19 protein-coding genes are annotated in these 26,950 nt (G+C 35.6%); 11 read left to right on the top strand and 8 right to left on the bottom strand.

All coding sequences use genetic code 11. The features are described from left to right. The 6 genes from H602_RS0108740 to H602_RS0108715 all read right to left on the bottom strand — a co-directional run. The coding region (locus H602_RS0108740) for a PKD domain-containing protein (protein ID WP_026977667.1) at nucleotides 1-4,031 on the bottom strand (4,031 nt) is incomplete at its 3' end. 392 nt (nucleotides 4,032-4,423) lie between these two features. Beyond that, nucleotides 4,424-6,676 carry a toxin-antitoxin system YwqK family antitoxin gene (locus H602_RS0108735; protein ID WP_026977666.1) on the bottom strand — a complete coding sequence of 751 codons (2,253 nt, stop codon included), beginning with the start codon at nucleotides 6,674-6,676 and terminating at the stop codon, nucleotides 4,424-4,426. Between the two features lie 278 nt (nucleotides 6,677-6,954). Next, complete coding sequence (locus H602_RS0108730) at nucleotides 6,955-10,689, bottom strand: AAA family ATPase (protein WP_026977665.1); 3,735 nt, start codon at nucleotides 10,687-10,689, stop codon at nucleotides 6,955-6,957. Between the two features lie 202 nt (nucleotides 10,690-10,891). After that, nucleotides 10,892-12,121 (bottom strand): exonuclease SbcCD subunit D C-terminal domain-containing protein, encoded by a 1,230-nt coding sequence (locus H602_RS0108725; RefSeq protein ID WP_026977664.1) that lies wholly within the window; start codon nucleotides 12,119-12,121, stop codon nucleotides 10,892-10,894. Nucleotides 12,122-12,192: 71 nt separating this feature from the next. Beyond that, nucleotides 12,193-13,059, bottom strand: coding sequence for a hypothetical protein (locus H602_RS19350; protein WP_051224324.1), 867 nt, complete (start codon nucleotides 13,057-13,059; stop codon nucleotides 12,193-12,195). 91 nt (nucleotides 13,060-13,150) lie between these two features. Further along, complete coding sequence (locus H602_RS0108715) at nucleotides 13,151-13,354, bottom strand: hypothetical protein (protein WP_026977663.1); 204 nt, start codon at nucleotides 13,352-13,354, stop codon at nucleotides 13,151-13,153. Nucleotides 13,355-13,569: 215 nt separating this feature from the next. Between H602_RS0108715 and H602_RS0108705 the strand changes: the two genes are divergently transcribed. From H602_RS0108705 to H602_RS19345, 11 genes are all read left to right on the top strand, one after another. Continuing rightward, nucleotides 13,570-13,806: a hypothetical protein gene (locus H602_RS0108705; RefSeq protein ID WP_026977661.1), complete on the top strand. Its 237-nt coding sequence runs from the start codon at nucleotides 13,570-13,572 to the stop codon at nucleotides 13,804-13,806. Between the two features lie 48 nt (nucleotides 13,807-13,854). Next, nucleotides 13,855-15,573, top strand: a complete 1,719-nt coding sequence (locus H602_RS0108700) for a tetratricopeptide repeat-containing sensor histidine kinase (RefSeq protein ID WP_026977660.1) — start codon at nucleotides 13,855-13,857, stop codon at nucleotides 15,571-15,573. A 10-nt stretch (nucleotides 15,574-15,583) separates the two neighbouring features. Further along, on the top strand, nucleotides 15,584-16,252 hold the full coding sequence (locus tag H602_RS0108695; protein ID WP_026977659.1) for a DNA-binding transcriptional response regulator: 669 nt from the start codon (nucleotides 15,584-15,586) through the stop codon (nucleotides 16,250-16,252). A gap of 449 nt (nucleotides 16,253-16,701) precedes the next feature. Continuing rightward, complete coding sequence (locus tag H602_RS0108690; RefSeq protein ID WP_157504992.1) at nucleotides 16,702-17,508, top strand: hypothetical protein; 807 nt, start codon at nucleotides 16,702-16,704, stop codon at nucleotides 17,506-17,508. Nucleotides 17,509-17,723: 215 nt separating this feature from the next. Beyond that, on the top strand, nucleotides 17,724-18,431 hold the full coding sequence (locus H602_RS0108685) for a TlpA family protein disulfide reductase (protein ID WP_211224062.1): 708 nt from the start codon (nucleotides 17,724-17,726) through the stop codon (nucleotides 18,429-18,431). 641 nt (nucleotides 18,432-19,072) lie between these two features. Then, nucleotides 19,073-19,468 (top strand): hypothetical protein, encoded by a 396-nt coding sequence (locus tag H602_RS0108680; RefSeq protein ID WP_026977656.1) that lies wholly within the window; start codon nucleotides 19,073-19,075, stop codon nucleotides 19,466-19,468. A gap of 6 nt (nucleotides 19,469-19,474) precedes the next feature. Next, on the top strand, nucleotides 19,475-19,885 hold the full coding sequence (locus H602_RS0108675) for a J domain-containing protein (RefSeq protein WP_026977655.1): 411 nt from the start codon (nucleotides 19,475-19,477) through the stop codon (nucleotides 19,883-19,885). A 317-nt stretch (nucleotides 19,886-20,202) separates the two neighbouring features. After that, on the top strand, nucleotides 20,203-21,426 hold the full coding sequence (locus tag H602_RS0108665) for a hypothetical protein (protein WP_026977653.1): 1,224 nt from the start codon (nucleotides 20,203-20,205) through the stop codon (nucleotides 21,424-21,426). Beyond that, a complete protein-coding gene (locus H602_RS0108660; RefSeq protein WP_026977652.1) occupies nucleotides 21,427-22,518 on the top strand; it encodes a hypothetical protein in 1,092 nt (363 codons plus the stop codon). Between the two features lie 409 nt (nucleotides 22,519-22,927). Then, nucleotides 22,928-23,095 carry a hypothetical protein gene (locus tag H602_RS20095; RefSeq protein ID WP_169516028.1) on the top strand — a complete coding sequence of 56 codons (168 nt, stop codon included), beginning with the start codon at nucleotides 22,928-22,930 and terminating at the stop codon, nucleotides 23,093-23,095. Between the two features lie 42 nt (nucleotides 23,096-23,137). Beyond that, nucleotides 23,138-23,623 (top strand): CinA family protein, encoded by a 486-nt coding sequence (locus H602_RS19345; RefSeq protein ID WP_051224321.1) that lies wholly within the window; start codon nucleotides 23,138-23,140, stop codon nucleotides 23,621-23,623. Between the two features lie 217 nt (nucleotides 23,624-23,840). Here the strand turns inward: H602_RS19345 and H602_RS0108635 are convergent, their stop codons facing one another. Together H602_RS0108635 and H602_RS18495 are read right to left on the bottom strand one after the other, a co-directional pair. Then, nucleotides 23,841-25,982, bottom strand: a complete 2,142-nt coding sequence (locus tag H602_RS0108635; protein ID WP_026977650.1) for a catalase — start codon at nucleotides 25,980-25,982, stop codon at nucleotides 23,841-23,843. 233 nt (nucleotides 25,983-26,215) lie between these two features. Continuing rightward, nucleotides 26,216-26,860 (bottom strand): SOS response-associated peptidase, encoded by a 645-nt coding sequence (locus tag H602_RS18495; protein WP_051224319.1) that lies wholly within the window; start codon nucleotides 26,858-26,860, stop codon nucleotides 26,216-26,218. Nucleotides 26,861-26,950: the final 90 nt, after the last annotated feature.

The following is a 26,950-nucleotide window of genomic DNA, read 5'->3' as shown; positions in this document are numbered from 1 at the left end:
AGCAAAGTCCCACCATTTGTTGAATTTGTAGTGTTACTGTACCATTGATAATTAAAACTTCCATTTCCGCCCGTTGCTGTAACAACCAAATCGGTCGGAATTGCATTTGAACATAAAGTTTGCAATGCAATAGGTTGTGAAGTAATTGTTGGATCATCAGAAACAGTGATTGCAACAGCGGCACTATTTACGGCACCACAACCGCTTCCGGAAAGAGAAACTTCGGCATAAAAATAAAAAGTTCCAGCAGTATTGAAAGTAGGAGGCGTGTAGGAAGCAGTATTTGCACCAGAGATTAAAGTTCCCCCTGTATTTGAATTTGTCGTGTTAGAAAACCATTGGTAAGTTGGGTTTCCAGTTCCCCCAGTATATGAAACAGCTAATGGAGACGAAATGGTCACGCCCACACATAAATTTACCGGAGTGATCGGTAAAATAGAAACATTCGCCGCTGGGATTATTTCGACTTTTGAAGTATTAGTTGCTACCGTCGAACAAGAACCTGTAATAGCATCAAAAGTTACTAAACAATAATAAAATGTAGTTCCTGCAGTATCTGAAGGCGGTGAAAAGGTTGAACTTGTTTGCCCAACAATTGCAGTTCCTAATGTGTTTTGGTTTGCACTATTAGAATACCATTGATAGGTTGGCGTTCCAACTCCATTTGCCGTAGTTACCGTTAAAGTACCCGTGCTTCCGCCAATACACGAAGTAATTGGTCCTGCTGGAATAGAAGCAGTAGGCGATTGATTTATAATTACTGTGGAAATTGCACTTGTAACATTACAACCTAATGTAGATTGTGTAATTATGCAGTAATAATATTTAGTACCAACTGTTGTAGTTGGCGGAGTATAGGATGCAGAAGTAGCTCCCGTAAGCAAAGTCCCACCACTTGTTGAATTTGTAGTGTTACTGTACCATTGATAATTAAAACTTCCATTTCCACCATCAGCTACAATAACCAAATTGGTTGGTGCGGCGTTAGAACATAAAGTTTGTGAAGCAATAGGTTGCGAAGTAATGGTTGGATCAGCAAAGACGTTTATAACTACAGACTGACTAGTAATACTCCCACAGTTATTTCCTGGAAAAGTTACTATTACGTAATAATAATATGTTCCTGCTGTAGTAAAAATGGGTGGCATGTAGGTTGATCCTGTTGCACTACCAATGGCAGTTCCGCCTGTTGTTGCATTTGTACTATTAGAAAACCATTGATACGAAGCAATACCTAATCCACCACTTGCAGTTACAGATAATGGATTGGCAATAACAATTCCAACGCATATATTTTGAAAAGCAAGTGGTTGTGTTGTGATTATTGGTAGGGCCACAACTTTTACCAAAGCTGTTGCAGAAGTCAAGCCGACACAACCTCCTGAAGGAAATGTAATTTTGCAATAGTAATAAAGTTCTCCCACTACATTAGTAGGCGGATTGAAAGTTGCTGATGTCGCACCAGAAATAGCGGTGCCTCCTGTTGTTAAATTTATGCTGTTGCTGTACCATTGATAAGTAGGCACTCCAAAATTAGAGTTTATTGCGACAGTCAATCCCGTTGCTGTACCATTTAAGCAAATTGTACTAGGTGCAGGTTGGGTTGTAATTGTAGGAGCTGGATTTACGGTACTTACATAAGTAATCGCAGTTCCAGTACAATCGCCAATTTTTGGTGTAATGGTATAAGTAACCGTTCCTGAACTTGTATTTGTTGTAGTTAAAATTTGAGCAGGAATTGTACTTGCTGTTCCCGATGCAGTAAATCCTGAAACCCCAGGTGTTGCCGCAGCTGTCCAGGTATATGTGGCACCTGCTGGAGTTGACGTCAATACAATTGGAGCCGTAGCCGTGCCTGAACAGATTGTTTGACTTAAATCTGTGTTGGTAATTGTAGGAGTAGGATTAACAGTAAAAATTTGTGTAGCAGTGTTACTTGGCCCACACTCATTAGTCACTATCAAAGTAATGCTTTTTGAACCAGGTGTTGAATAAGTTATCGAACCAGGGTTGGCAGTTGCAGCAGTTGCAGGAGTTCCTCCAGGGAAACTCCACGCATATGTTAAAGTACTCGATGCAGGCGCACAAGAATTTATAGTTGCAGATGGCGTGATAGACCCAGGACCACAAAAAGTGGCTATAGGATTTATAGAAACTGTAGGCGGCTTTTTTACAACTATGGTTTGAGAAGTGGTTGTGCTGCCGCAGCTATTTGTAGTTTTGAGCGTTAGTGTGTACGTTCCAGCTTCAGTAAAATTGAAGGATGGATTAGCAGAAGTCGCCGAAGTATTATTAGTGTAAGAATATCCAGATGTTGTGCCACAATTTCCAGCCGCATAACCTACAGACCATTCATAAATGGGAGGAGAACATTGAGCAACTAAATTTGTTGTGTTCGTTGTTGTTATGGCTAATGGAGTGCAGCCTGAATTGGTGTTCAGTGCGAAAAGTGGAGTTAAAGGTGGTTCAATACAAATTGTTTGAGTATCAACTGAAGTTTGTGAACAACTATTTCTTTCAAATAGTTTAACGCTATAATTTCCTGCTATATTAAATTTTATTGATAGGTTCACTGAACCATTTGTCCATCCTTCATATTCATCTGGAGACCCACCATTATCACCCAAAGTTCCACTATTTAAATTCCAACCCGTAGATGGAGTAATTTGCCAATATCTCCCACCATTTGGATTGCAGCTTGAAGCTGTAACTGATGACCCTGGAACTGACTGATTGTTGGTAGTAATTATCTGATTAACGCAACCAACTACAGGTAATGTAAAAATTGCTGTCGGAGTTGATGATGTTCTTATTGGGCCAGATGAAGAGCTTGCAGATCCGCAAGGATTCACCGCTTGAATAGATACTCCAAAACCATTATTCTCTATAGTACTTCCGTTAGTAAAACTTGAACCGCAAGAAGTTGTAGTAAATGTTTTTGTAATTGAAGTCGGAATATTGAACTGTGTAAAAGTTAAAGGATTAGCTAAATCATCAGAAAAAGTAATTTTGTAGGTTGTTCCTGGAACATTTTCTGAAACACCACTTATAGGAAACACTAGAGTGAAAGGAGTACAACCTTGAGCATTTGCTGGTAATTGAATTTGAGGTGAAGCAGGTTGATTACCAACAAAAACAGTATAACTTTTAGAAATGACACATCCATTTGTAGTATTTATGGTTAAAGTTAAAGTATAAAGTCCAATGTTATATATGTTGTTTGTGCTCCAAGCCCCAGATGTAGATGTAAAGTTTGGCACTCCAGGTACACCCCAATTAATAGAATAACTACTGACATATGATTGCAAATTATTTGGTACCCCATTACTAACAAATATCTTACCTGTCGGTGTGCCAGGCTCTGTACATTTTACTAGCCATTCACTTCCATTATAATCTTGCAGCTGTGCGCCAGCTAATTTTGGCTCGAGAATCGTTATTACCACATCGTCATTCACCTGACAATTTCCAACTTTTGCAGTCACAGTGTAATTTCCAGACATTAAAATAGTGGAACTTGCTAAAGTCGGAGATTGCTGATTTGAAACATACCCATTTGGTCCTGTCCAAGAGTAGGTAACAGCATTACTTCCATTTCCTGAAACACTTGATGTCAAATTGATAGGATTTCCTCTACAAACCACCATATTCGACCCTGCTGAAACTGTAAATGGGGCTATCACTTTTACAATTACTGGATCTAAAGTTAAGACTTCCGTACCAGAAGCATCTTGAACGCTAATCAATTTATAACTAAACTCTGTTACTGCAGATGTAGTAACGGTTACACTTGCAAAATTGTTAGATCCAGAAGCTACATTTTGATTTGAACCTCCGTTAATAGTATAAACAAAAGTATAAGGAGCAGTTCCACCACTTCCTGTAAAAGTAACTAAAACGTTAGTAGCATTTTGACAAACAGTAGTTCCCCCAGTAATCGTTGCCGAAGCAGCAAAAGGCTTTGCCAGATCTGCACTATATCCAAAATTAAAGACAAACAATAAAAAGATAATAAAGTAATTTGATTTCATAGGTATGCGGTGTTGATAATATTTTGTTTAGGCTTATATTATTTAAAATCTTGTAAGAACTTAATATTTCGCAAAACTAGCGTAAATAATCTAATAATAATAAGTTAAATTATTATAATTTAATAAAATTATAGTAATCACATTTTTAGCATTTTAATTATCTGCCATTGGTACGGTCAATGCGTCTTGCAATAAATTAATACCATTTTGTAAATATTAGTAGACTTTTGATTAAAATTATGTATGCTATTTGATTAACAAAGTTTTCATTTCTGTACGAGTGCAAATTAATTGCAATGGTTAATTAACTATTGCAATTAATTTGCAATAAAGATGCTCCCGAAATTTATACAAAACATTGTAAAACCATTGTAGATAAGCGTTTCAACAAATCACTCCTTTATAAAACCTTCCTTGTAGGACTCTTTTCTTATGGTTTTGTCGTCTTCATCTTTGTAACGAGTGGTGCCATTACGCTTTCCATTTTTGATTTTTCGCTCTTCTCTAGTATTGTTTTGAATATTCAAATAAATAAATTCACCACTAAAATCCCGCATTTGTTTTACATCCCAATACGTTTCACTTTCCACCAGTCCGCGCTCCCACATCGTCGTGACTTGAACGCCCTGATTCAAATAAAGATCGTTCCAAATTCCGTCTTTCAAATTTTCAACATAATTTCCAGTGGATAGTATTTGTTTATCTTTAGAAGTTAATTCATATAGACCTTCCTTTATCTTTAACTGTGGCAACAGATGCTCATATGTGGATGGAAAATTGGCGCTGGAAATTAAAAAATCTCCCTTCTTGTCTATTTTAATGGTAAGTAGTTCCGTGCCATTTCCTGAATAAAAAATATCTTTTAACGTGTAGAAATTAGAATTTTCGCTGATAATTTCAACACTTCTTTTTTGCTGTCTATTTTCTAAAACCTCAAATTTTTTAAAATATTCAACGTTGAAATATTTATTCATAACCGGCAGCCCGTTTTTATACGTTATATGTTTGCCGTCAATTTTATCCAATTTATAATGATAGGATTCAAGAAGGGATTGATCGTCACTAAAGCGCTCCCAAGGTCCTTCCTTTAAATTATTTTTATAATTTCCTGTTTCATAGGATGGCCCGCTAACATCTAAATCAGAAAATCGCGAAATAGAGTAGTGCATCCATTTTCCATCTTTTAGATCTGTTTTGTATTGGCCTCTAGATAAGAGTTCGCCATTATTGCGTTTCATTTCATAAAAACCATCAAGCGCATCTTCTTTATAATTAGAAATTAAATGAAAACGGACGATCACTCTTTTATAACATTCTTCGTCTTTGTTTAAACCTTCAGGACAATTGATTATGACATTTTCAGAAACAGAAAACGTTTCGGAAGCACCATCCAGTAACCCATTTTTATAATTTACAATCCAATGCAATTCTCCAGACCCATCTGCAGTGGAGCCATCGCTATTGGTTTGTGTATCATAATAATAGTTCCAAGTTCCTGTTTTTAAACTATCTCTGTAAGATCCTTCTGCTATTTTAACTCCACTGATATCATAGCGTTTTGCAAAGCCTTCTAGTTTATCATTGCTGTAATTTTGCTCTAAAAGCAATAATTTGGGCATGGATAACGTATCTATCCTACCTAGACCACCATACACAACACTTTTCATATCCAGATATTCTTTATAACTTCCTTCCAAAAGATTATTCGTGTACTGCATCTCTTTGATAATACTTTTCCGAGAGGCATAGGCTTTGCCCTCAAGTATATCATTTTTATAAGAAAAGACGCTCGAGATATATTTTTCGTCTGGAGAAATTACATATTCAATTACTTTTCCATTTAAGAATCCATCCTTATAAGTACTTATAGTTTCAATATATACATCAGCATCTTCGATAAATATATAGGAACTATTTTTACCGTGCTTATTACCATTTTTAAAATTAAAGAGAGCTGTTATCTTGCCGTCAGAATTATATCGAGTAGCTTTGCCTTCTATCTTACTGTTCTTTAAAAAGTACTCAAAAGTTAAAGTGCCGTTCTCATCGTAATCTTTTTTAAAACCATTGTTGGGATCAAAAACGCCACCTTTCTTATAAATACTTGCTTCATAAACTGTAAATGTTCTTTTGGAGTTGGAATAATAATTGTCTTCCACTTCATCTTCATCCACTTCTCTTTTATAAGCAATCTTTAAAACAAAAGCCATGTTCTCATACGTAGCTACTAACTTTTCGTCGTGTATAGATTCATCTGTAAGTCCATAGCCAAAAGATTTAAGCTGGGATTGTATTGCAGTGTAATATTCTTTTTGTCTAAAACGATACATAATCCGATTGGGTAAGTCGTCATAATTATATAATGTTAACCAAGCCGTAGCTTTCTTATCATTGTTGTAATTCCTTCCATTTGCCCATGTAATTAGATCATAATGTTCATCATCTCCTTTAGTAGAATCATAATAATCCCATTTCTGTAACAGCAAATTTTTATTGGTCGTTTCCCAGTTTTTATTACTACAAAATATTTGGAGTTCGCTTAAAGTAATGCGTTGCGCAAATGATGTTCCACTGCCCAAGATGAAAATAATAGTATATAAGATGTAATTTTTCGTGAATAGTGAACGTGACTTTTGGTGTGACATTAGCAGTGTGCTATTTAATTTGACTAATTTTGTACAATTCTTACAAACTGTATTCCATCTCCGGTTTCTTGATTTCTGCAATTTCTTTTATAATATTTGTTATGACTACCGGCAGAAACGCATTTAAATTGTATTACGTGTAAGTTGTTATTAATTAGTTGATTACTTAGTTTTATATGGCTTAAATAAAATCGTAACATTGAACGTTACAAATCTAAATAAAGAGATTCACTTTATTTTACGGTTTCCCGTACCTGATGAAATAAACATATAAACTCTTAAACCCCCACAATCTCCACACTACTTCTTCCACTGGCTTTTTTACTCACTTTTATCTGTACCGGAATCCGTTCGGTCATTTCTTGAACGTGCGAAATCACACCTACTTTCCGACCTAAATTGTGCAAGCGTTCCAATGCATCCATCGCAATATTTAAGGTATTTGGGTCAAGTGAACCAAAACCTTCGTCTATAAATAAGGATTCTACTTTCATTTTGCTCGACGAAAGAGACGCTAATCCAAGAGCTAAAGCAAGTGACACTAGGAAGGATTCGCCACCTGAAAGGGAATAAACGGTTCGAATTTCATCTCCCATATCTTGATCCACCACCTGAAGTCCCAAAGTATTCGGAATGCGTTCAATTTTATAGCGATTGGTCAAGTCTTGCAAATGCAAATTAGCATAACTCAATAAAACGTCCAACGTGTGTTCTTGTGCAATTTGACGAAACTTTTTTCCATCAGCCGAACCAATAATGTCATTTAGTTTGTTCCAATTGTCCGCAATCAGGGCTTGCGCATTAATTTCGCGCAACAAGCTGCCCAACTTTATTTTATTCTGTTCGTCTTCTTTTAGTTTAAATACGATGGCAGATTTTTCTTGCAACCAAATTTCACTTTGTGCTTTTGCTTTCTCAAAAATCAATTTTAGTACTTCAACTTGTCTTTCTGAGGGTCTTTTTGCAACGTGTTCCGAAAATTTTTGCGTGCGTTCTGCTAAAATTGAACTTGATTTCGTGCGTTCTTCTGCAAAGCTTTGTAATTCTTTTCGCTCCTTTTCAATCCATTCTGGCGAGAAGTTTAACAATTCACGCAATTCCAAAAAGTTTAAAGTAGACTGCGATTTCAAATTGAAGGTTTGCAACCAATCTGTAATCGCCGCGTTTGCCCGCATTATTTCCGTACCAACTTTTGCTGTATTCGCCGTTGTTTCATTAAAGGAAGTTTCGGCTGTAGCCAAATCAATTTTGTTTTGCTGCAAATTATTTTGAATCAAAAGCACAATATGCTGCGCTTTTTCTACAGCTGTGGCAAATTGTATTTCCATCAATTCCGCCGATTGTCCGTCAAAAATCAATACCCGTTCCGCTTTTTGTGTGTCAAATTCATGCGATATGACATCTAAATTTTTCAACTTTAAATTCAAATCTTCTTCCAAATTTTTGCTCTGCTGTTGCAGCTGAAGTAGCGTTGCCGATGCCAAAGCGTGTTGGTTGACATTTCGTTCCAACTGTTCTTTTTTGGCATTCCATTCTTGCGCAAAATTATTTAGTGAAGTTACAAATTCGCTTGGCTGCTCTTCCCATTTCTCAATCCAAGTGGAAGCTGAAAAATGAGGGGTTATACCTTCTTGTACAGCTTTTAAATCGGTATCAAAGTCCACAATATTCTGATTTAAACCATTGCCTTTTTCATTAAAAAGATCCATTTGACTCTTCAAAACCTTGATTCCATCTGAAAGCGAAATTTTCTGTTCCTTTAAAACATCCAACTGAATTCTATCTTTTTCAAGTTGCGATTTCTCGTCGGAAATTGCTTTAATTTTCAACTGCAAATCTGCTTGTGAAATTTTGAGTGTCTGAATTTTCTCAAAAAGCCAAAGCGCCTTGTTTTCTTCCGCAATGGTTTCCGTTTCTTTTGCAAAAAACAGTGCATTCCAAGCCTGATTTTTAGAATCAATTAGAGCAGATTTAGCGTCAATTTCCGTCTTTTGTAACGCAATTAATTGGCTTAAATTCTTGCACTCTTGTTGCAATCGATTGCTATTTCCAAACAGTTCTAAGTATGATTTTTCATTCTTTTTATGCAAATTTTCCAGCGTATCCATCACCTGATCCAATTGTGGATTGTGTAAAGCGTACGGATGATTTTCGCTTCCACACACGGGACAAGGTTCGTCGTCCGTTAGATGCCCTCGAAGCAGTTCCACATTTTCCGAAGCGGACAAACGCGCCTTTTGAAGCAATTTCTCTGAAGTTTCTTTGATTACAGAAGCAGTTTGAACCGCTATTTGAATTTCCTGAAACTGTTGGTTTTTTAATTTAAAATCAACTTGAGTTGTACGTTCTTTTTGGCGCAATGCCTCAAAATCTTTTTTCAACGTGTACAGATCATTCCATACAACCTGAGCTTCAATTGCAGCCGTAAGCGTTCGGTCGGTCTCGTCTTTTTCAAGTTGCAAACGCTCAATTGGAACAATTAAAAGTTGCGAAACTTTTGTACTGTAAACTTTTTCTCGTGTTTCAAATTCATTTTCCACTTGTTCAAATGCCGCAGCACGCTTGTTAAGTTCTAGTGTGGAAAGTGCAGCTTTCTCTTCTAAAATAATCTTTTCAGCGGTTGCATTTTTAAGGGCTTGCCATAATTTTTCCGCATCTTGCAGCTTTGAAACAATCAAATCTTTGTGCTCTGCAATTGATTTTTTGGATTCAAATTTAGTCTGCCATTCCTGAACCGATTGAATTTCCGCTGAAAATTGCTTTAGCTCATCGCCTTTCTGAGTCACTTCCTTACTGTGAAGTGCTACTTTCAATTTTGCAGATTCTACTTCGTTCGCGGCTGTATTTTTCTGCTTTGTTTTTTCCGCAATCAGCGTGTCTAATTTTTTGGCGGCAGCCAATTTCGGAAGCGCTTCCTTTTGAATTTCTGTCAGCTGTGTAAGGTTTAATTGTTCCTTTTCGGCGCTATTGGTCAACTGCAATTGGGCTTCTTTTAAAGCACTTATTTTGAGTTGAAGTGAATCTAAAACTGTTTTTTGCTCCGTCAATTGGTTCTGACTGTGGTGCAAAGCGTCGTGCCAAGAGCGGGTATTTTGCGCTTGTTCTATTTGACCCAATTTATCTTTTCTACCTTGAGACGATTTTAAAATTTCCTCTGCTTTGGCAAAGTTTTCTAAAGCAATTGCTTTATCCGCTTCTAGTTGAAACAACCGCTCGTGCCAACTCATTTCGTTTGTCAACCGCTCTATTTCAATATTAATTGAGCTGATTTGCACCTCTAAAGCCAGTGCTGCGTCTTTAAACTCCGCGATTTGTTCCTCCGAAAATGTGGTAACACCTTGACTTCGAATGTGCAATTCGCGGAGTTTTTGATCTTCATTTCTATTATTTTCAAAAATCTTCTTGGAAATTTCAGAGTAGATGTGTGTTCCTGTTAATTTTTCCAGCAGGGACGATTTCTCATCTTTGCTGGCTTTCATAAATGCTGTAAAATCGCCTTGTGCCAAAAGCACCGAGCGTGTAAACTGTTCAAAATTTAATCCCACCAAACGTTCAATTTCTCGCTCGGTTTCCACTTTTTTTCCGGGCAAGTCAATGTTGCTCGAAATATTTTTTAAAGTTATACTTGCGCTTTGCATACTTCCGTCCACTTTACTATGTGCTCTTCGAACACTCCAAGTGGCACGATAAAATTGGCCGTCAATTCCAACAAAATCGACTTCTGCATAACCATCTGCGGTTCCGTCTCGCAAAATTCCCCGAACATCACCTTGCGTCATTTTGCTGCCTTTAACGTCTTGGATGTCAATCCCACCTTCTTTAGCCTGCAAATACCGCGGTGTTTTTCCATAAAGTGCCAAACACAAGGCATCTAATAAGGTAGATTTTCCTGCACCAGTGGGTCCAGTAATGGCAAATATTCCGGCCGACGCCAAAGGTTCGCTGGTAAAATCAATTTCAGTACTTCCTTCCAATGAAGCCAAATTCTTAATTCGTATGGCAAGTATTTTCATTCTATTTTATTAAAAAGCAAAATTGCTTTGTTTCAATTATTTTCTTCTATGTTCCAATTTCAATCTACCATATCCCAACTTCCAACTCACATCTTCAAATTCACATCTTCCAACTTCCAACTTCCAACTTCCATCTTCTATTTTCTATTCTCTATACTCTATACTCTATTCTCTACATTCTATTCTCTCTTTCTTCTATTCCTCACTCCACATTCCCAACCTCATTCACCGTCTGCTGAAAAAGCGCCATCAAATGTTCTGGAACTTCAGCACTGTATTTCAGTTGATACGATTTTGAAAAAACGTCAGTCGGTTGTAATTCGTTCAGCAATTCTTGTGAATAATGGGAACTGGATTCTTTTTCTCGGTTTGGATAATGAGGTTGAATACGAGCCAATCGTACATTTTTACCCAAAAGTGCAGTTTCCACTTTATGCCGCAATCCTGGTTCGGGTTCTGCTAAAAGTACTTGTACTTCAAGGTATGGAGCAGGTGTAGTGTCATTTTTATCTTCTAGTTGATGCAAAGCTGCAATTACATCTTCTAGCGGATGTGGATTTAACGGAACTCTTAAAAGCGGAATCGAAACGGGAATTTCAAGCATTTTTAAATGCTTTATTTCTTCTTCCAATTCAAAAACTATGACTTGATGTTTGTAATTCCGTTCTGAGAACGACATAGGAAGCGGACTTCCAGAATACCGAATGTGCTCTTTTCCGCCAATGCGTTGCGCTTTATGAATGTGACCTAAAGCCACATATTTTAAATTTTCATCAAAAGCATTTGCTGCAACACATTCCACGCCACCCATGATTTTGCGTTCCGCAGTGTCCATTTCAGAAATTTCGGCTTGTTGCGTGTGCATATGTCCCATAGCAATGATGGTTTGGTGTGCATGCTTATGCTGAGATGCGTATTCAAAAGCGTCACGATACAATTGAGCTACTCCTTCAGTATATGGATTTTCTGCTTCGGCAATTGTTGGATAATCTCCGGTGCGTAGAAATGGAATTGCAAGACAAAACGTCTGAATCTCTCCCGATTTATTTTTTAATGGAACGACTAATTTTTCATAATTAATACTTCCATCTGCATTTTTTTCGATCGTACCTATAATGTGAATGTTTGAGGATTCCAACAACGGCTTTGGAGCTTCCAATCGAGATGCCGAATCATGGTTTCCTGCTGTAATAACAATCTGCAACGCCGGATTATCTTGTGTTGCTTTCTGTAAAAAAGAATAAAACATCCGAATAGAGGCAGCCGACGGATTTGAAATATCAAATACATCACCGCTGACCAACAAAACTTCAATTTCTTCGGTCACTAATGCAGCTTGTAGCCAATTTAAAAATTGTTGGTGTTCAAAAGTGCGGTCGTACTCGTGAAAAAGTTGGCCTAAATGCCAATCGGAGGTGTGGAGTATTTTCATTTGGAATGTAGGATTTGCGATCTAGGATTTACGATTTAGGATTTGTGATTTATGAAGTTGGAAATTGGGATTTATTTTTTTACAACATATTTATTGATCATATAAGTGGTAATGGGTTTTAACACTTTTCCGTTTTCGGGATGGAAACCAGGACCGTTAAAATACTCTATTTGTTGTCCTCTTTTGCAATACCAAATGAGCGGTTTTTCATTGTTGAAAAAAGTGGTGCTATCGGAAACGGTAATCTTTTTAAGAGCAAAAGCGGTTTCGTCCCATACTACTTTTTCAGCTGAATGTAGTAATCCCAATTGTGCGGTTTTGCAATCTACCATTTCGTAATGATCTTCGTTCCATTGCATGCATTCTTTCTGATTCCACTTTTTGTAGCCAAAGATGCTTAGTAAAACAAGTAATAAAGGAGCTATAAAAAAATACCATCTTTTTTGAAATAAATTCTTTTTAGCATTTTTTTCCATGTGGAGGTATGATGCCTTGTTTGGTGTTGATACTTCGAGCTCCTGCTTTTGAACTTCGAAGCTCAAAGTAGCATTAGCAGATTGCAGTTCGGTTGCTGGATTTTCTGTTTTTGCAAATTTTAAAAAAGGTCGGGGTTGAAAATTTACCAAAACCGCCACCATATTCACGGCTGCTAGATCGGTCAAATCGGTCTCGCCTTTTAGGAATGTTTCTAGAGGTCTAAATTTATCAGTTGCGACCTTAAGCTTATTCAACGTGCTCGAATCAAAATCAAAACCCAAGAATGCGCGAAACGAATTTAAGTCCGATGTATTGGGATGTTCCTTGAACCATTCAAAGCACAAATCGCGCAATCGGGCTCTTGAAGGTTGCAATAAAAAGTGTGCATGGATACCCGTTTTATCCACCTCATACTTTTCTCGAATCGCTTTTTTATAATCTTCTAAAGTATTGTTTTTCATAAGCCTTTGGGTATTGGAAGGAATGTCTAGGAATTCTAGGAATTCTGGGAATTCCTTTATCACAGCGGTTTAACACTGCAGTTTCTTTGCTTCAGAATTGGTTAGGTCTGGATTTGCGATTCAGACAAATGTACAAAACTACTTCAAAATAAAGTCGGCTTTCCGCAGTGACTTTTTTTTTTCCAAAAGTGGGAATCAAACGCTTTTTAATCCACCACGCTATTTCTTTTAAAAACAGATAAATGACCAAGTGAATCAATCGCTGGTTGGCATTTCGTGCACTTGTGTTTTTCATGTTTCTGAGCGGTTTAGCAGAGGATGATTTGGTTTTGAAAAGGAGTGGAGATGTGGAAATGCACTGCGTGAGGGATGGAAGTGGAGCTCTTTATTGCTTGTTCAAAAGCAATAAAAGCGGGAGCGTACAGCCCGACCCTTTAATGGCTCGTTCCCGAGAACGAGCCATTAAAGGGTCACGCCCAAATAAGGAGTATTAATTTAAACTATATTAAAATGAAGAAAATTATTTTAGCGGCGTTGGTGGCTGCAATTGGTGCAACGACTGTTTCTTGTGAGGCGGAATCGGTAATAGAAATGGATAAGAAAAACGAGAAATTGGGCGATGAAACGCGCCTTTTAAATGCACCGGAACTGGACAGCATTCCGTCAAATGAGTACACTACTTTTGAGGATGGTGACGGACCTGGAGATCAACCTTTTATTATTTTTCCTCCAAAAAAGAAAAAATAATGCAGGCATTTTGCAATTAAAGAGTAATTTCGGGGAAAAGAACAGAACATGTGGCGTTCCCCGATTTTATATGTATTAACGATTTTTCTTACTTTTTCATGTCAACAACAAGACCAAAAATCGCTTGATGAAAATGCCGTTTCCAACACTATTAATGATACCTTAATTTCATTTTACGCTTCAAAAGCTGGCCAGTTTCAATCGGTCAATCAGTACGATAGTGCGTTTTATTTTTTCAGTAGGTCGAAAGAATTGGCGGTTGAGGAAAACGACAGTGTATATGTGGCGTATACTTCGTTGGCAATGGCTTATTTGCAACAAACGGTGGCGGATTATTCGAGTAGTGAGGAAACGTTGACGGAAGCGATGCCCTATTTTGCTGCGGAATCAGATCATAAACTGGCAGCTTTAAATTTATTTGGAATTGCGGCAAAGGAAGTGAAAGATTATTCGCAGGCGGTAAAGTATTATAAGCAATTGCTTCCGCTTACTGAAGATGCTGTAAATCAATCGGCTGTAGCCAATAACGTTGCTGCGATATATATAGAACAAAAAAAATATCCGTCCGCAATTTTGCTTTTAGAACCGTATTTAAACGCGCCATTTTTGGATACTTTACCGCAAAATAAAGCGCGAATAATGGATAATTTGGGCTTTGCTTATTATAAAAATAATGAAGACGCTCGAGGATTAGAGTTGCTCAAAGCTGCTTTACAACTTCGGACGGAGGCAGACGATTCTTATGGAAGTATTATGAGTCACCTGCATTTGGCCGATTATTACCAGATTAAAGAATACAATTTAGCTGAAAATCATGCAATTCAAGCCTATCAACTTGCCACAAAACACCGGAGTGTGGATGAACGTTTACGTGCCTTATCGTTCTTGATGGCGTATCATTCTAAAGTTGGGACCAACACCTATGCAGTGGCTTTTTCAAATTTAAATGACAGTATAACGACAGTTCGAAATCAGGCTAAAAATCAGTTTGCCAAAATTAAATATGATTCCCAAAAGGCGAATTTAGATGCTTTGAAATATAAAGGAGAAAAAGCAGCCGTTGATTTAAAATTGCAAGCCAAGCAATTGCAAAATTATTTGATGATTTTTGGTGTAGTTAGTTTGCTGCTTTTTATAGCCTATCTCATTCATTACTATAAAGTGAAAAGCAGACAAGAACAATTAAAAACCACCTACAGCACCGAAACTCGAATTTCAAAGATGGTGCATGATGAACTGGCAAATGATGTTTTTTACACAATGAATTTTGCCGAAACGCAAGATTTAGAAAATAGTGAAAAGCGGGAGCAACTTTTAAATAGCTTGGATAAAATTTATACTAAAACGCGAAACATTTCCAAGGAAAACAGTCCGATTGATACGGGTGCAACTTTTTTTAAGTATTTAAAGGAAATGCTGAGCAGTTTTAAAAGTGCGAAAATTGAAGTCATTATTAGAAATGGAGCACCAATTGACTGGTCAAAAGTGTCGGATGATAAAAAAATTGCGGTCCAGCGCGTCTTACAGGAATTGATGGTCAATATGAAGAAACACAGTCAAGCAAGCTTTGTGGTTATTGGCTTTGATGGAGGTGCAAAGGAGCTGAGTGTAACGTATTCCGACAATGGAATAGGTTGTTCTGAAACCGCTATTTTTAAAAATGGTTTGCAAAATGCGGAAAACCGTATTCAAGCCATCAAAGGACAACTTACCTTTGACTTTTCAAGCCCAAAAGGGTTTAAAGCGAAAATTATAGTTCCTAACTAAAGACTACTTTATGTTTACAAAAGTTTTGATTGCCGATGATATTGATTTTAATGATGTAGGTGCTGCTCAGGTTCTTAAAGAATTGGGCGTTCAGGAAGTGCAATACAGTAAATATTGCGATGATGCTTTATTGAAATTAAAGCGAGCCGCTCTGGATGGAGTTCCTTTTGATCTATTGGTGAGTGATTTATCATTTAAATCCGATCATCAAATCAACCAATTGAATTCGGGTCAAGAATTAACGCGAGCCGTAAAATCCTTATTTCCAGAATTAAAAGTGATTGTCTTTTCTATTGAAGATCGGTCGCATTGCATAAAAGCGCTTTTTGATGATCTGAAAATAAACGGCTACGTATTGAAAGGTCGCAATACAATGTATGATTTGAAGGTAGCGGTTCAGAAAGCTTTTTTAAACCAGCCCAATAATGTATCGGCCGAACTTTGGTCGCTTATGCAAGAAAATCCAACTACAGAAATTGATGCGTACGACATTATATTGATGAAAAAACTTTCGTTAGGCGTGAGTCAGGAACAGATGGAGCAGGTATTGAAACTGGAAGGCGTGACGCCAAACAGTAAAAGTTCGATTGAAAAGCATTTGAATAAACTTAAAATTTATTTTCAGGCCAATAATTCGGTGCATTTGGTGGCGATTGCGAAAGATTTAGGGATTATTTAGTTTTAGCAGCAGTCTCAGTTTTCAGTTCAGGGTTTGTCCTGTTTAATTTATTTCAGCCTCTCAATTCCAGCGTGATGAAGTAAGTTTTGAATAAAGCATTTGTCCTGCTGAATCTATTTCAGCATCTATAATTAGTGTCATTCAAAAAAGATTTATAAGAAATTTCCTTCGGTTACGGGAAACCGTAATGTAACTGTATTTTAATGCTATATGTTTGCAGAAGTAAAAGCCAAGGAGTTCATTTTATTATTTATAGAATGAGTAGTCCAAATAAATATCTGCAAATCGAAGCCAAATAAGTCAAATCAATTAAAGCCAAATCAATCTATTGTACTTTTAGGAGCGTAAATTAATTACGCTCCTTTTTTTTTACTTGAATTATGGGAAACCGTAAAACAGCTATTTTTTTGATTAGTAATTTTGATGAATATTTTAAAAACAATTTACAAATGAAAAAAATTACGCTTTTATTTCTAGGAATACTTGCAATGTCTTGTACCACAAAAAACTATTTCCAAATTTACAAAACTGAATCAAGTACCGTTAAAAACACGAGTCAGAACAGCATAGCATTCGAAGATGAAAATTGCAGAATAGATTACAATCTTTGGGAGAATAATGGAAATGCTGGTTTTAGCTTTTTTAATAAAACGGACCAAACCATATATCTGTTACTTGATGAGAGTTTTTACGTAATAAACGGAAGTGCTTACGATTACTACCAAAACAGAGTGTTTGTTAATTCCAGTTCTTCAGCAAGTCAGGCAAGCTCAAGTGTTAGCTATGGAAAAATAGGTTTTTTACTAAGCACGGCAACTGCGACAAAATCTACAGTTAATAATTTTAGTAATGGAGTTGAAACCATTGAATCTAAAGTGGTTGCTGTTCCATCAAAAGCTTCAAAAACTATTTCTGAATTTAAAATCAATGAAACGGTCTTCAGAGATTGCGATATGTTAAGGTTTCCTTCTAAAAGAGAAACTAGTAAAAAATCTTTTTCTGAAACATCTTCACCTTTAAAGTTTTATAATAGTATTAGTTATAAAATAGGAGAGAAGGAAGCTAAATTTAATGTAAAAAATGATTTCTATGTTTCAGAAATAACTAATATTTCACAAGATAAGGCAATGGAAGTAGCGAAAAATGAATTCTGTGATCAAAAAGGACGGACTCCAGTAAAAGTTTTTAAAGAAAGCAGCCCTAAGAATTTTTACATTCGCTACGCAAAAACTCAAATGGATACGTGGAAATATTAGGGTAAAAGCTTAGTTGCAAAATTTGAAGAACTATTTCCTTTAATAAGTGAGCGTTAAAAATAATTCTAAGAAGCTGCAAGCCAAATAGTCTAAATTTATATAATAGGAGCGTAAATTAATTACGCTCCTTTTTTTTACAAATTTTCTTCATAATTTGATCAAGTTTTAAAGTTTAAAGACAGTTTGATGCTGGATATGTTCAGTCTAGTACGGTTGTGAAGAGCGAAAGGTCAAAAGATGTACTTCTACTCAAAAGTAATTTACGACCTTTGGTACAAAACGAAAAACCGTATATTTTGACTCCTACAAACAACAGTAAACCGAAACCTAACCAGAATAAAGCTTGGCAATTCATCAAAAAGCACGGCGTTTCGCTATTGATGGCAATTGCACTGATCACGATGTTGGTAAATCCAGATGCAAAATCCTGGGTCATCCAAAAAATGATGTTGACCGGAATATTCAACGCAACGATAGACGAAAAAACGACTGAGGTAACTCCTATTTCAAATGTTGATTTTGCATTTACCGATGCTGAAGGAACGTTAAAAAATACAGCATCATTAAGAGGAAAAGTCGTTTTTATTAACTTTTGGGCGTCTTGGTGCGGTCCGTGTCGTGCCGAATTTCCGTCGATACAAACGCTATATTCGAAATTTGAAAACGATCCAAATGTTGTGTTTTTAATTGTAAATCCAGATCTAAAGGATGTGGAAAAAGCAAAAGCCTACTTGGCAAACCAACGCTTTACAATGCCTTTTTATCAACCTGCAAGCGCTGTTCCAGATGCTATTTACACGGGAACTTTACCGACAACGGTGGTATTGGATAAAAAAGGTGCCGTCCGATTCCAACATGAGGGTTTCGCCAATTATGCCAGTGAGAAGTTTATAAAACAGCTAAAGGATTTGGTGGCAGAATAATTAAGTATTTTGATTTTATTGATAAAGTCCAACTTGACAAAGGTTTTTTGTGAGGTTGGACTTTTTGGATTTTTGAGGGAGAAAGAGGGAATTTAAGCTACAAACTTCGTTTAAATTACTTCATGTGTTTATAAGAATTGAATGCTGTATTCGTGGTAAATTATAAAAATTTTATGGAATTACGGTTTACCGTAATGAAGTGATTCTACTTCAGCGTAGGTTTGTCAAAATGTTTTATAGTAAAAGTTTTTTATACTTATTATTTAGCAAGTTGATTTTTTGACATTGCAAAAGGTATTACATACTGTTTAAAAGTTGATAATTACTTACACATAGAATAGGACTATTCTTACTGCGCTATTTTTTTCACTGAATTGCAGTTGCAGTATAGAACGGTATAATTGTAAAATATATGGATATCCGCATCATCATACGAATACATGACTGCATTAGAAACAGCTGTACCGGAAGTCCGAAAGACTTTAGTGATAAGCTATCCATCTCTGAACGTACCTTATACAATTACATTTCATTTATGCGAAATGATTTAAAAGCTCCAATAGAGTTTTGTAAAGTGAAAAGGAGTTATGAGTATGGGAGGGAATGTTATTTGAGGTTTGAGAATATAAAATAAAAAAAATATGTGGCATAAAATTATGGTTATCTCTGAATGGTTCGGAGAAATGGGAGAAAGGTACAAGTTAGTAAAAGATTTTAATCGAGCTGGTAAAAATGCTTACATAGCTGGTTTTGCTCCAACACTTTTAGAAGCAAAAATAACTTCAGGCGAAACCTCAAATAGGCACGCTTTCTCTAAATGGATGGGTGGAGGATTTAGAATCAAAGCTCTTTCAGGAAAAGCATTAAGTAATAGTGAGCTTATTGAAGTAGGAAGAGTTGTTTTGGATAATGATGCATTAGTTAGAAAACTCATTTCTCTAGGCTGGGATACTTTAGAAGTTCATGATAATACGGGATTCAATGGTTGTAAATGGAAATTAATGGATTTTTCAAATTTAGGTGGAATTTTAAAATAAAAAACTATGTACAATATTTTACAAGGAGGTGTTAAATTAATATCACTAGAGAAAGTTTCGAATTACCAATCCATAATTTTTTGGATTGCACTAGTTGAGTTTTTAATTATACTGTTCTTATTATATAAACTAAAATTTAAAACTAAAATTAACAGATTATCAGAATTTGAAAGTAAATCTTTAAATGACTCAAAAGATACTAAAATTGATATGGATTCATTGATGAGTAGCATTCATAACGCAAAGCCATTGTACAAGGAGTTGACTAAAAAATGTCATCCTGATCGATTTATTAATAATTCAAAACAAAAAATAGCAGAGTCTATTTTTCAAGAAATATCTGAAAGCGAAAGAGATTTTGAAAAATTGACATTGTTAAAAATTAGAGCAATTGAAGAATTAAATGTAACATTTTAAAAAAAGAGATTATGGAAGGTGGAATCTTTATCGTGTTTTTCGTATTGAGAATAATTGGAGTTTTTGTATGCTCAGGTAAAGCAAAAGAGCTAAATCGAAACGCAGGAGGTTGGGGCTTCTTCGGTTTTGTATCTCCTATTATAGCAATGATTTGGATAAACTGTTTGAAACCAATTACAAAATGGCAGAATAATTAGAAATAAATAAATGTGTCGGAAATACTCGGAAATTTCAAGCAGTACTTATAAAAAATCTTCTTTTTATTCACTTTAGTTATCTCCGAACGCATTAAAACAGTAATTAATATAAAAGATATTATGGCAGAACAATTACAAAATGACCAAGTCAATTCGAAGACTGACAAAGGAATTATAACCTATTCTCAGTATGGATTTAGATCAGCACAAAAGTCTCAATCTCAGCCTGCAGCTATTGATGGCTATCTTGATAATGTCTATGATCATTTCTTGGAAGAGCAAAAATTAGATGAACAAGGTCTCAAAGATAGAATTTCAAAGTTAAAAGCTGAATTACAATCTGAAAAAACAAAAAAAAATGATAGTAATGCTGAAATATCTTCATTAAAGAGTTTTAAAGATGATAAAGAAAAGCAGATTGAAGAATTAGAGCTTGAAAAAATTGACATCAAAAATGGAGATGGTGAAGTAGGTGATACTTCATCATTTGTTATTGGGGCTTTCATAACCTTGCTGTTGACGATGTATTTATTTGTTTTCTATTCCTCTTCGGGCTACTCGGCTTTTTATGGAATAAAGCAAGGTAGCATGGGATTTATCAATCCAAATGTATTCACAGATGCTTTAAATAAAGGGGGAGGTGTAATTGCACTAATTATTTTATTTCCTGTAATTTTTCTCGCAATGGGTTTTTACATTCACGTGTCTATTGAAAGTAATAAAATATTGAAAGCAGAAAATAAACGTTCAAAATACGGAATTATCAGTTCCTTACTTTTGATTACGTTGATAGCAGATGTATTCATTGGCTATAAAATTTCTCAAGGAGTTCACGTAAATGAATTTAATGCAGGATTAACAAACGAAACTTGGAAATTTAATATGATCTTTTCTGATATAAATTTTTATTTAGTTTTAGTGTTAGGATTTGTCGTTTACGTGGTTTGGGGTTTTTTATTAAATTTTGTTTTAAGTCATACATACTTAAAAACTGAAAGTGAACAGGTAAAGTTAATGGTAGAAAATTTAAATTCTAAAATTGGAGATAAACGTAAAGAATTGGCAGAAATAATTTCAAAAATTAACAAATTTGAAAGTGACATAATAACTTGTGAAAGTAAAATTGAAGAAAAACAAAAAGACATAATCGGTTACGAGAACGGCGTGATTCCTGTTAATATATCCTCTCTAAAAGGTTCTATTGGAGAATTCATGGGTGGATGGCAAAACTATACTAATAATAACTTTTATACAGATTCAGCTCTTCCCTTAGTTGAAAATGCAATAAAAGCGCAAAATGTTTGGCTTACAAACAAAACTCAAAATTTAAATTATGACAATTAAATGATGGAAGATATTAAAATTAGAAAGAAGAAGAAGAAAGATAAAAAACCACTATTTATCTTAGTAGGTTTTCTATTGTTTTTTGGTCTATTTATTTATGTGATTACAAGACCATCTTCACAGAGCAAGGCATTAAATGAACTTAATATAAGTTTTAGTAAAAAAGATGTAGAAGTAATTTGGTATAAGTATAAAGCAGATTTATATCAAGATGAAGAATTTTTGTTTGAGATAAGGAAAAAATTAACGAGTTTTAAATTATCAGAGAATGAATTAATTGAATGTGCTAGCTGGTTGCCTAAACCGCCAACAAGTTTAAATTTAATTATTATACCTGATTTATCTAGAAGGATAAATGATACAATAAATAATCCAGATCAAATAGAAAATGACATTTTTGTATTAAATATAATTTGGAAATCATTCATTGAGTCTTCAAAATTGAATCAAGATACGCAAGATAAATTAATTGTTGATGTTACTGATATTGACCAAGCAAAGGGACAATTTGGAAAAATAGCAAATAACCTGCAATTTGACCTTTCAAGTCATAAAGGAAAAAGTAATCGTCTATTTTTTACAGATGAAAAAAACCAATTATTTGAGCAAAGTGTGAATATGATGTATGAATTAGCAAAAGGAAAACCTTTAGGAGCAGATTATAGATTTTATATCAGAAGATACCTAGGAAGTCGTATTAAAAAATCTACTCTCTTTGATGATTTCGTTAATAAAGTTGTGATCATTACCGATGGGTATTTAGAAGCTCAAAATAAACCAGCAGACACGAAAATTTATGGATTGGAAAAACAGCTACATGAATCTGTAACAAATGGGAATACGTTACAAGTAATAACAAATTATAAATTAAATATTCCAAAAATTGATATTGATCTAACAAATACAGAAGTTTTAATATGCGAAGTGAATGAAAGGAAAGCAGGTAAGGGCTTTGACTTTGAAATTTTGCAAACATATTGGGAAGATTGGTTCAAAAGAATGAATGTCAAAAGAATGAATTTTATTCCACGAGAGCAGTCGAACGAATTGACAGCAAAAAAGGTAAGGGATTTTATTATAATTAATAAGTAGAAATTTCATATAAGATAAGGAATCAATAGTAGTCAAATCATTTATCCATTTAATTGCTAAGCAAACTTAAATGGGTTTGACAGGCAATTAAATGGAAAGATAAAATTGTAATAAAACACATCATTTCCGATTGTCATCTTATTATGAAGTTAAATACGCTACTATAGGATCGTCCTTCATTTACCAAAAATAATGTGTTGATAAATAGCATGTAATGAATATGGTAAAAAAAATAAAAGTAATTCCTTTTTCTGATTCCACTTTAAACAAACTCCAAACCTGTCAGCATCAATCCGCTCACAGGTTTTTTCATATAATAATAATCCCAAATTCTTAATACTCCCAACCAAAATTTCATAAAACATAACACACTTAAATCCTTTAATTTTATACAATTAAAAAAAGTAAAATGCTTCAGAAAGGAAATAAAGTACAGCAAGAATTCGGCGGTCCAGTGATGAAAGTAATTGGCTTTGAGCCCGAGCTCATTGAAAACGTCCTAACCGAGTGGGAAGACGATCTGGGCAATGTGATTACAGGAAAATTTATGGAAGACCAGTTGCAGGTGGTGGATTAATAATTGTTTGAAATTAATATTGAATGTCTAAAAAGTAAAGTTATGGTACCGTTAAAAGTAATTGAATGTATTGATAAGTTGCAGGAAAGAAATTTGACCATTGCATTTGCAGAAGGCGCTTCCTCTGGATCTGTGTGTTCGAAATTTTCGGAAGCACATAAAAATACCGTTCCTTTATTGGGCGGAATTGTAGCTTGTAAAGACCACATGAAAGACTACTTTTTTGGCATCAACGCCGCTATTATTGAGAAGTATGGTGCAGAATCTGAAGAAGTCGCGCATTTAATGGCCGTTCACTTAAAGGAATATTATGAAGCCGATATTTTGGTTTCAGTCACCCATTGTGATGTAGAAAAAGAAAATAGGGCGAAAAACGCAAATACTTACATCCACATTATGTTTGAGGGAAAACAGCACAAATCTCAATACAATTATTCCGGAACGGAAGAAGAAATAGCCAATCAAATCTCCAATCAGATTGCGACTTTAGTTTTGGAACAAGTAGCAACGCAATCAGCGGAAGTGTAAAATAAGTCTATCTTTTAAAATACACTGTCATGTATCATTCAGATGTGTTAGTTTTTGCATTTGAACGTACAAAAATAGTAGAAGCCAAAAGCATTTTTAAAACGTGCGGCTCTTGCGGTAAGGTAGTTACAAAGTAGCCAACCACTAACATTTGTAAAGCACAAAAAAAGCGGATTAAGATTTTACATCCTAATCCGCTTTTGCATTTATAATTTTTCTAAACTGCTTTTTCGCGTTCCCAAAAACGGTGTGTTCCTAATTTTGCAATATAATTTTTCACAAATTTTTGATCGCCCACATTTTGGTTTGTCAAAACTCCTGCATCGGCATCCGGTTTTGCATCCGTATTTTTAAGAACATCGACTCCAGTTCCTTCTGCTGCAATGAATTTGCAGTGCTTGAAAGAATCATTGATAAATTCTTTCACTTCGTCCATATCCTTTAATGCAGCTGCATTTTCTCCATCGGGAATAAAAACGCCATCAAATAATACAGAAGCAGCAATCATATAACTTTGGTCAACAGCCAAATCTTTTCCTTCTGCCGTTTTAATAGATCCCAAATGTGGTGCTACAATTTTTACCATCGCGCCAGCATCTTCTAACGCTTTTTTCATGGTATCAACTGATTTTCCAGTAACACCAGCTGCGCATAAAAAGGCAATTTGTCGTGTGGCAATCGTATCAGTCAACGTTGGATTTTTAACCATACTCAAAGCATCTGAATTTTTTATTTTCTGCGTCTTTTTAATCGGTTCTTGCGCATCATCTGCATCTGCACCCACACCATGATTCATTGGTTTTTCGGGTTGAGGCACTTCAAGTCCCAGTCCTTCCGCTACTTTTTTAGCAAGCGTAGGATCTACTTGATCCAACAAGCCAAGTGTTCGTTTACGGATTGCAACCGTTTCTACTTTACCCAATTCAAAACGCAATGCTTTGATAATATGGTTTTTTTCAACATCAGTTTGACTGTTGTAAAACAAAGTCGCCTGACTGAAATGATCGGCAAAACTCGTACTTCTTGCTCTTACTTTTCGGGCGTCAATGCGTTCGTCATAACTCGTAAAACCACCTTCAGATGCTTTGGCTTGAAACGGACAACCGCCACCTAAAGAATTGGGATGATAGGAAACACGACCCGGATTTATTTCCTGACGCATGTGTCCATCTCTTTGATGATTGTGCATGGGTGCGATGGTTCTGTTGATTGGAATTTCATGAAAATTCGGACTTCCCAATCTTGAAAGTTGCGTGTCGGTGTAAGAAAATAAACGACCTTGTAACAATGGATCATTTGAAAAATCAATTCCTGGAACAACGTGTCCGGGGTGGAAGGCAATTTGTTCCGTTTCGGCAAAAAAGTTATCTGGATTTCGGTCCAAAACCATTTTTCCAATGATCGTAACCGGAACTAATTCTTCTGGAACTAATTTTGTTGGGTCTAGTAAATCAAAGTCGAATTTATGTTCGTCTGCTTCTGGAATAATTTGCACACCCAATTCCCACTCTGGAAAATCGCCTTTGTCAATGGCTTCCCATAAATCCAGTTTGTGAAAATCCGAGTTTTTTCCTGAAATCTTTTGTGCTTCATCCCAAACCACGGCGTGTGTGCCTAATTTTGGTTTCCAATGAAATTTAACAAAATGCGATTCGTTTTTATCATTGATAAATCGGAACGTATGAACGCCAAATCCTTCCATCATTCGTAGGCTTCTTGGAATCGCGCGGTCGCTCATCGTCCACATGATCATGTGCATGGATTCTGGCATTAGCGAAATAAAATCCCAAAACGTATCGTGAGCCGAAGCGGCTTGCGGAATTTCATTATGGGGTTCGCCTTTTACAGCGTGAACCAAATCGGGAAATTTCATCGCATCTTGGATAAAAAAGACAGGCATATTATTTCCCACCAGGTCGTAATTTCCTTCTTGCGTGTAAAATTTAATAGCAAAACCTCTCACATCTCGAGCCAAATCTGTTGAACCTCTTGAACCTGCAACCGTAGAAATCCGAATAAAAATGGGCGTTTTTACAGAAGTGTCGTTGAGGAATTTTGCTTTGGTAAATTCGCCCATCGGTTTATACAATTCAAAATAACCGTGAGCACCCGAACCGCGGGCGTGAACAATGCGTTCTGGAATGCGTTCGTGGTCAAAATGGGTAATCTTTTCTCTTAAAATAAAATCTTCTAGTAAAGCAGAACCGCGTTCGCCGGCTTTTAATTGGTTGTTGTCATCGTTGATTTTCAAACCTTGATCGGTAGTCATAAATTGACCGTCTGCATTAGACCTGTTGCGTTCTAAATCAGTTTGTTTTGCATTCGCACCGTCTGAATTGTTGGTTTTTTTATCTTTCATAATTCATTAATTGGGTTGATTCATAAATTGGAAATCAAATTTAATAAATTACTATTAGTTTGGATTACAGTATTTTTGGATAAATTAATAAGATTTAATTGTAGTGTTTAAATACTGATTTTTAATATCTGCCAGTTTAAAGTAGAATTAAAAATAAATTCGAAAAGATAAAGCTGTTATCTTTGCGTCTTTGCGAGAAAATTGTTAGTTTTTAAATTAACGATGATAGTTATTTAAAATAGCAACAACTCATTCTGCACGTCCAAATTCTTCGCAAACAAATTTACTTCATACGGATAAGCAAATTGATCTACAGGTTCTTGATGCAGCCAATTTATTTCGTCTTCAGCACGCAAAATAACCGGCATGCGCTTCTTGATATTATGAATGGTTGCCATTAGGGGATTGGCTTCTGTGGTTACAATAGTAAATGTATTTACAATTTCATTGGTTTGATCATCGTGCCAATGCGAATAAAGTCCAGCAAACGCAAACAGCGCGTCGCCTTCGATGCCAATTTGGTATTTGACTTTGTTTTTTCCTTTAATATCGCGCCATTGCCATTCATAAAAGCCATTTGCCAAAACCAAACAACGTTGCTGAACACTATTCTTAAACGACGGTTTTTCGTGTAAAGTTTCAATTTTTGCATTCAAAGTCACCGCTCTAATGTCCTTGCTTTTGGACCACTCCGGAATGAAACCCCAATTAAAATCTTGAATAATTTCGGGCTTATCATTGGTGATTATTGGAATACTTGGAAAGTCAAATCCGTTCAAATGAGTAGAAGGTTCAAATGTGTTTGGCAGCATAAATTTTGCCTTGAATCTACGTTCAATTTGCTTTCTCAATTTGGATTGTATAATGTGGTAGCACATAAACGGACTTCTTTTAGAATTGTAAAGATATAAAAGTGATTGGAAGAAATGAAAAAGTGTTTTTACATAAAAATTGAACCGATCCTTGGA

The organism is Flavobacterium tegetincola DSM 22377 (genome assembly GCF_000425485.1).
GTDB lineage: Bacteria > Bacteroidota > Bacteroidia > Flavobacteriales > Flavobacteriaceae > Flavobacterium > Flavobacterium tegetincola.
Note: the sequence above shows the minus strand (reverse complement) of the source record. Positions and strands in the feature narration are given on the sequence as shown.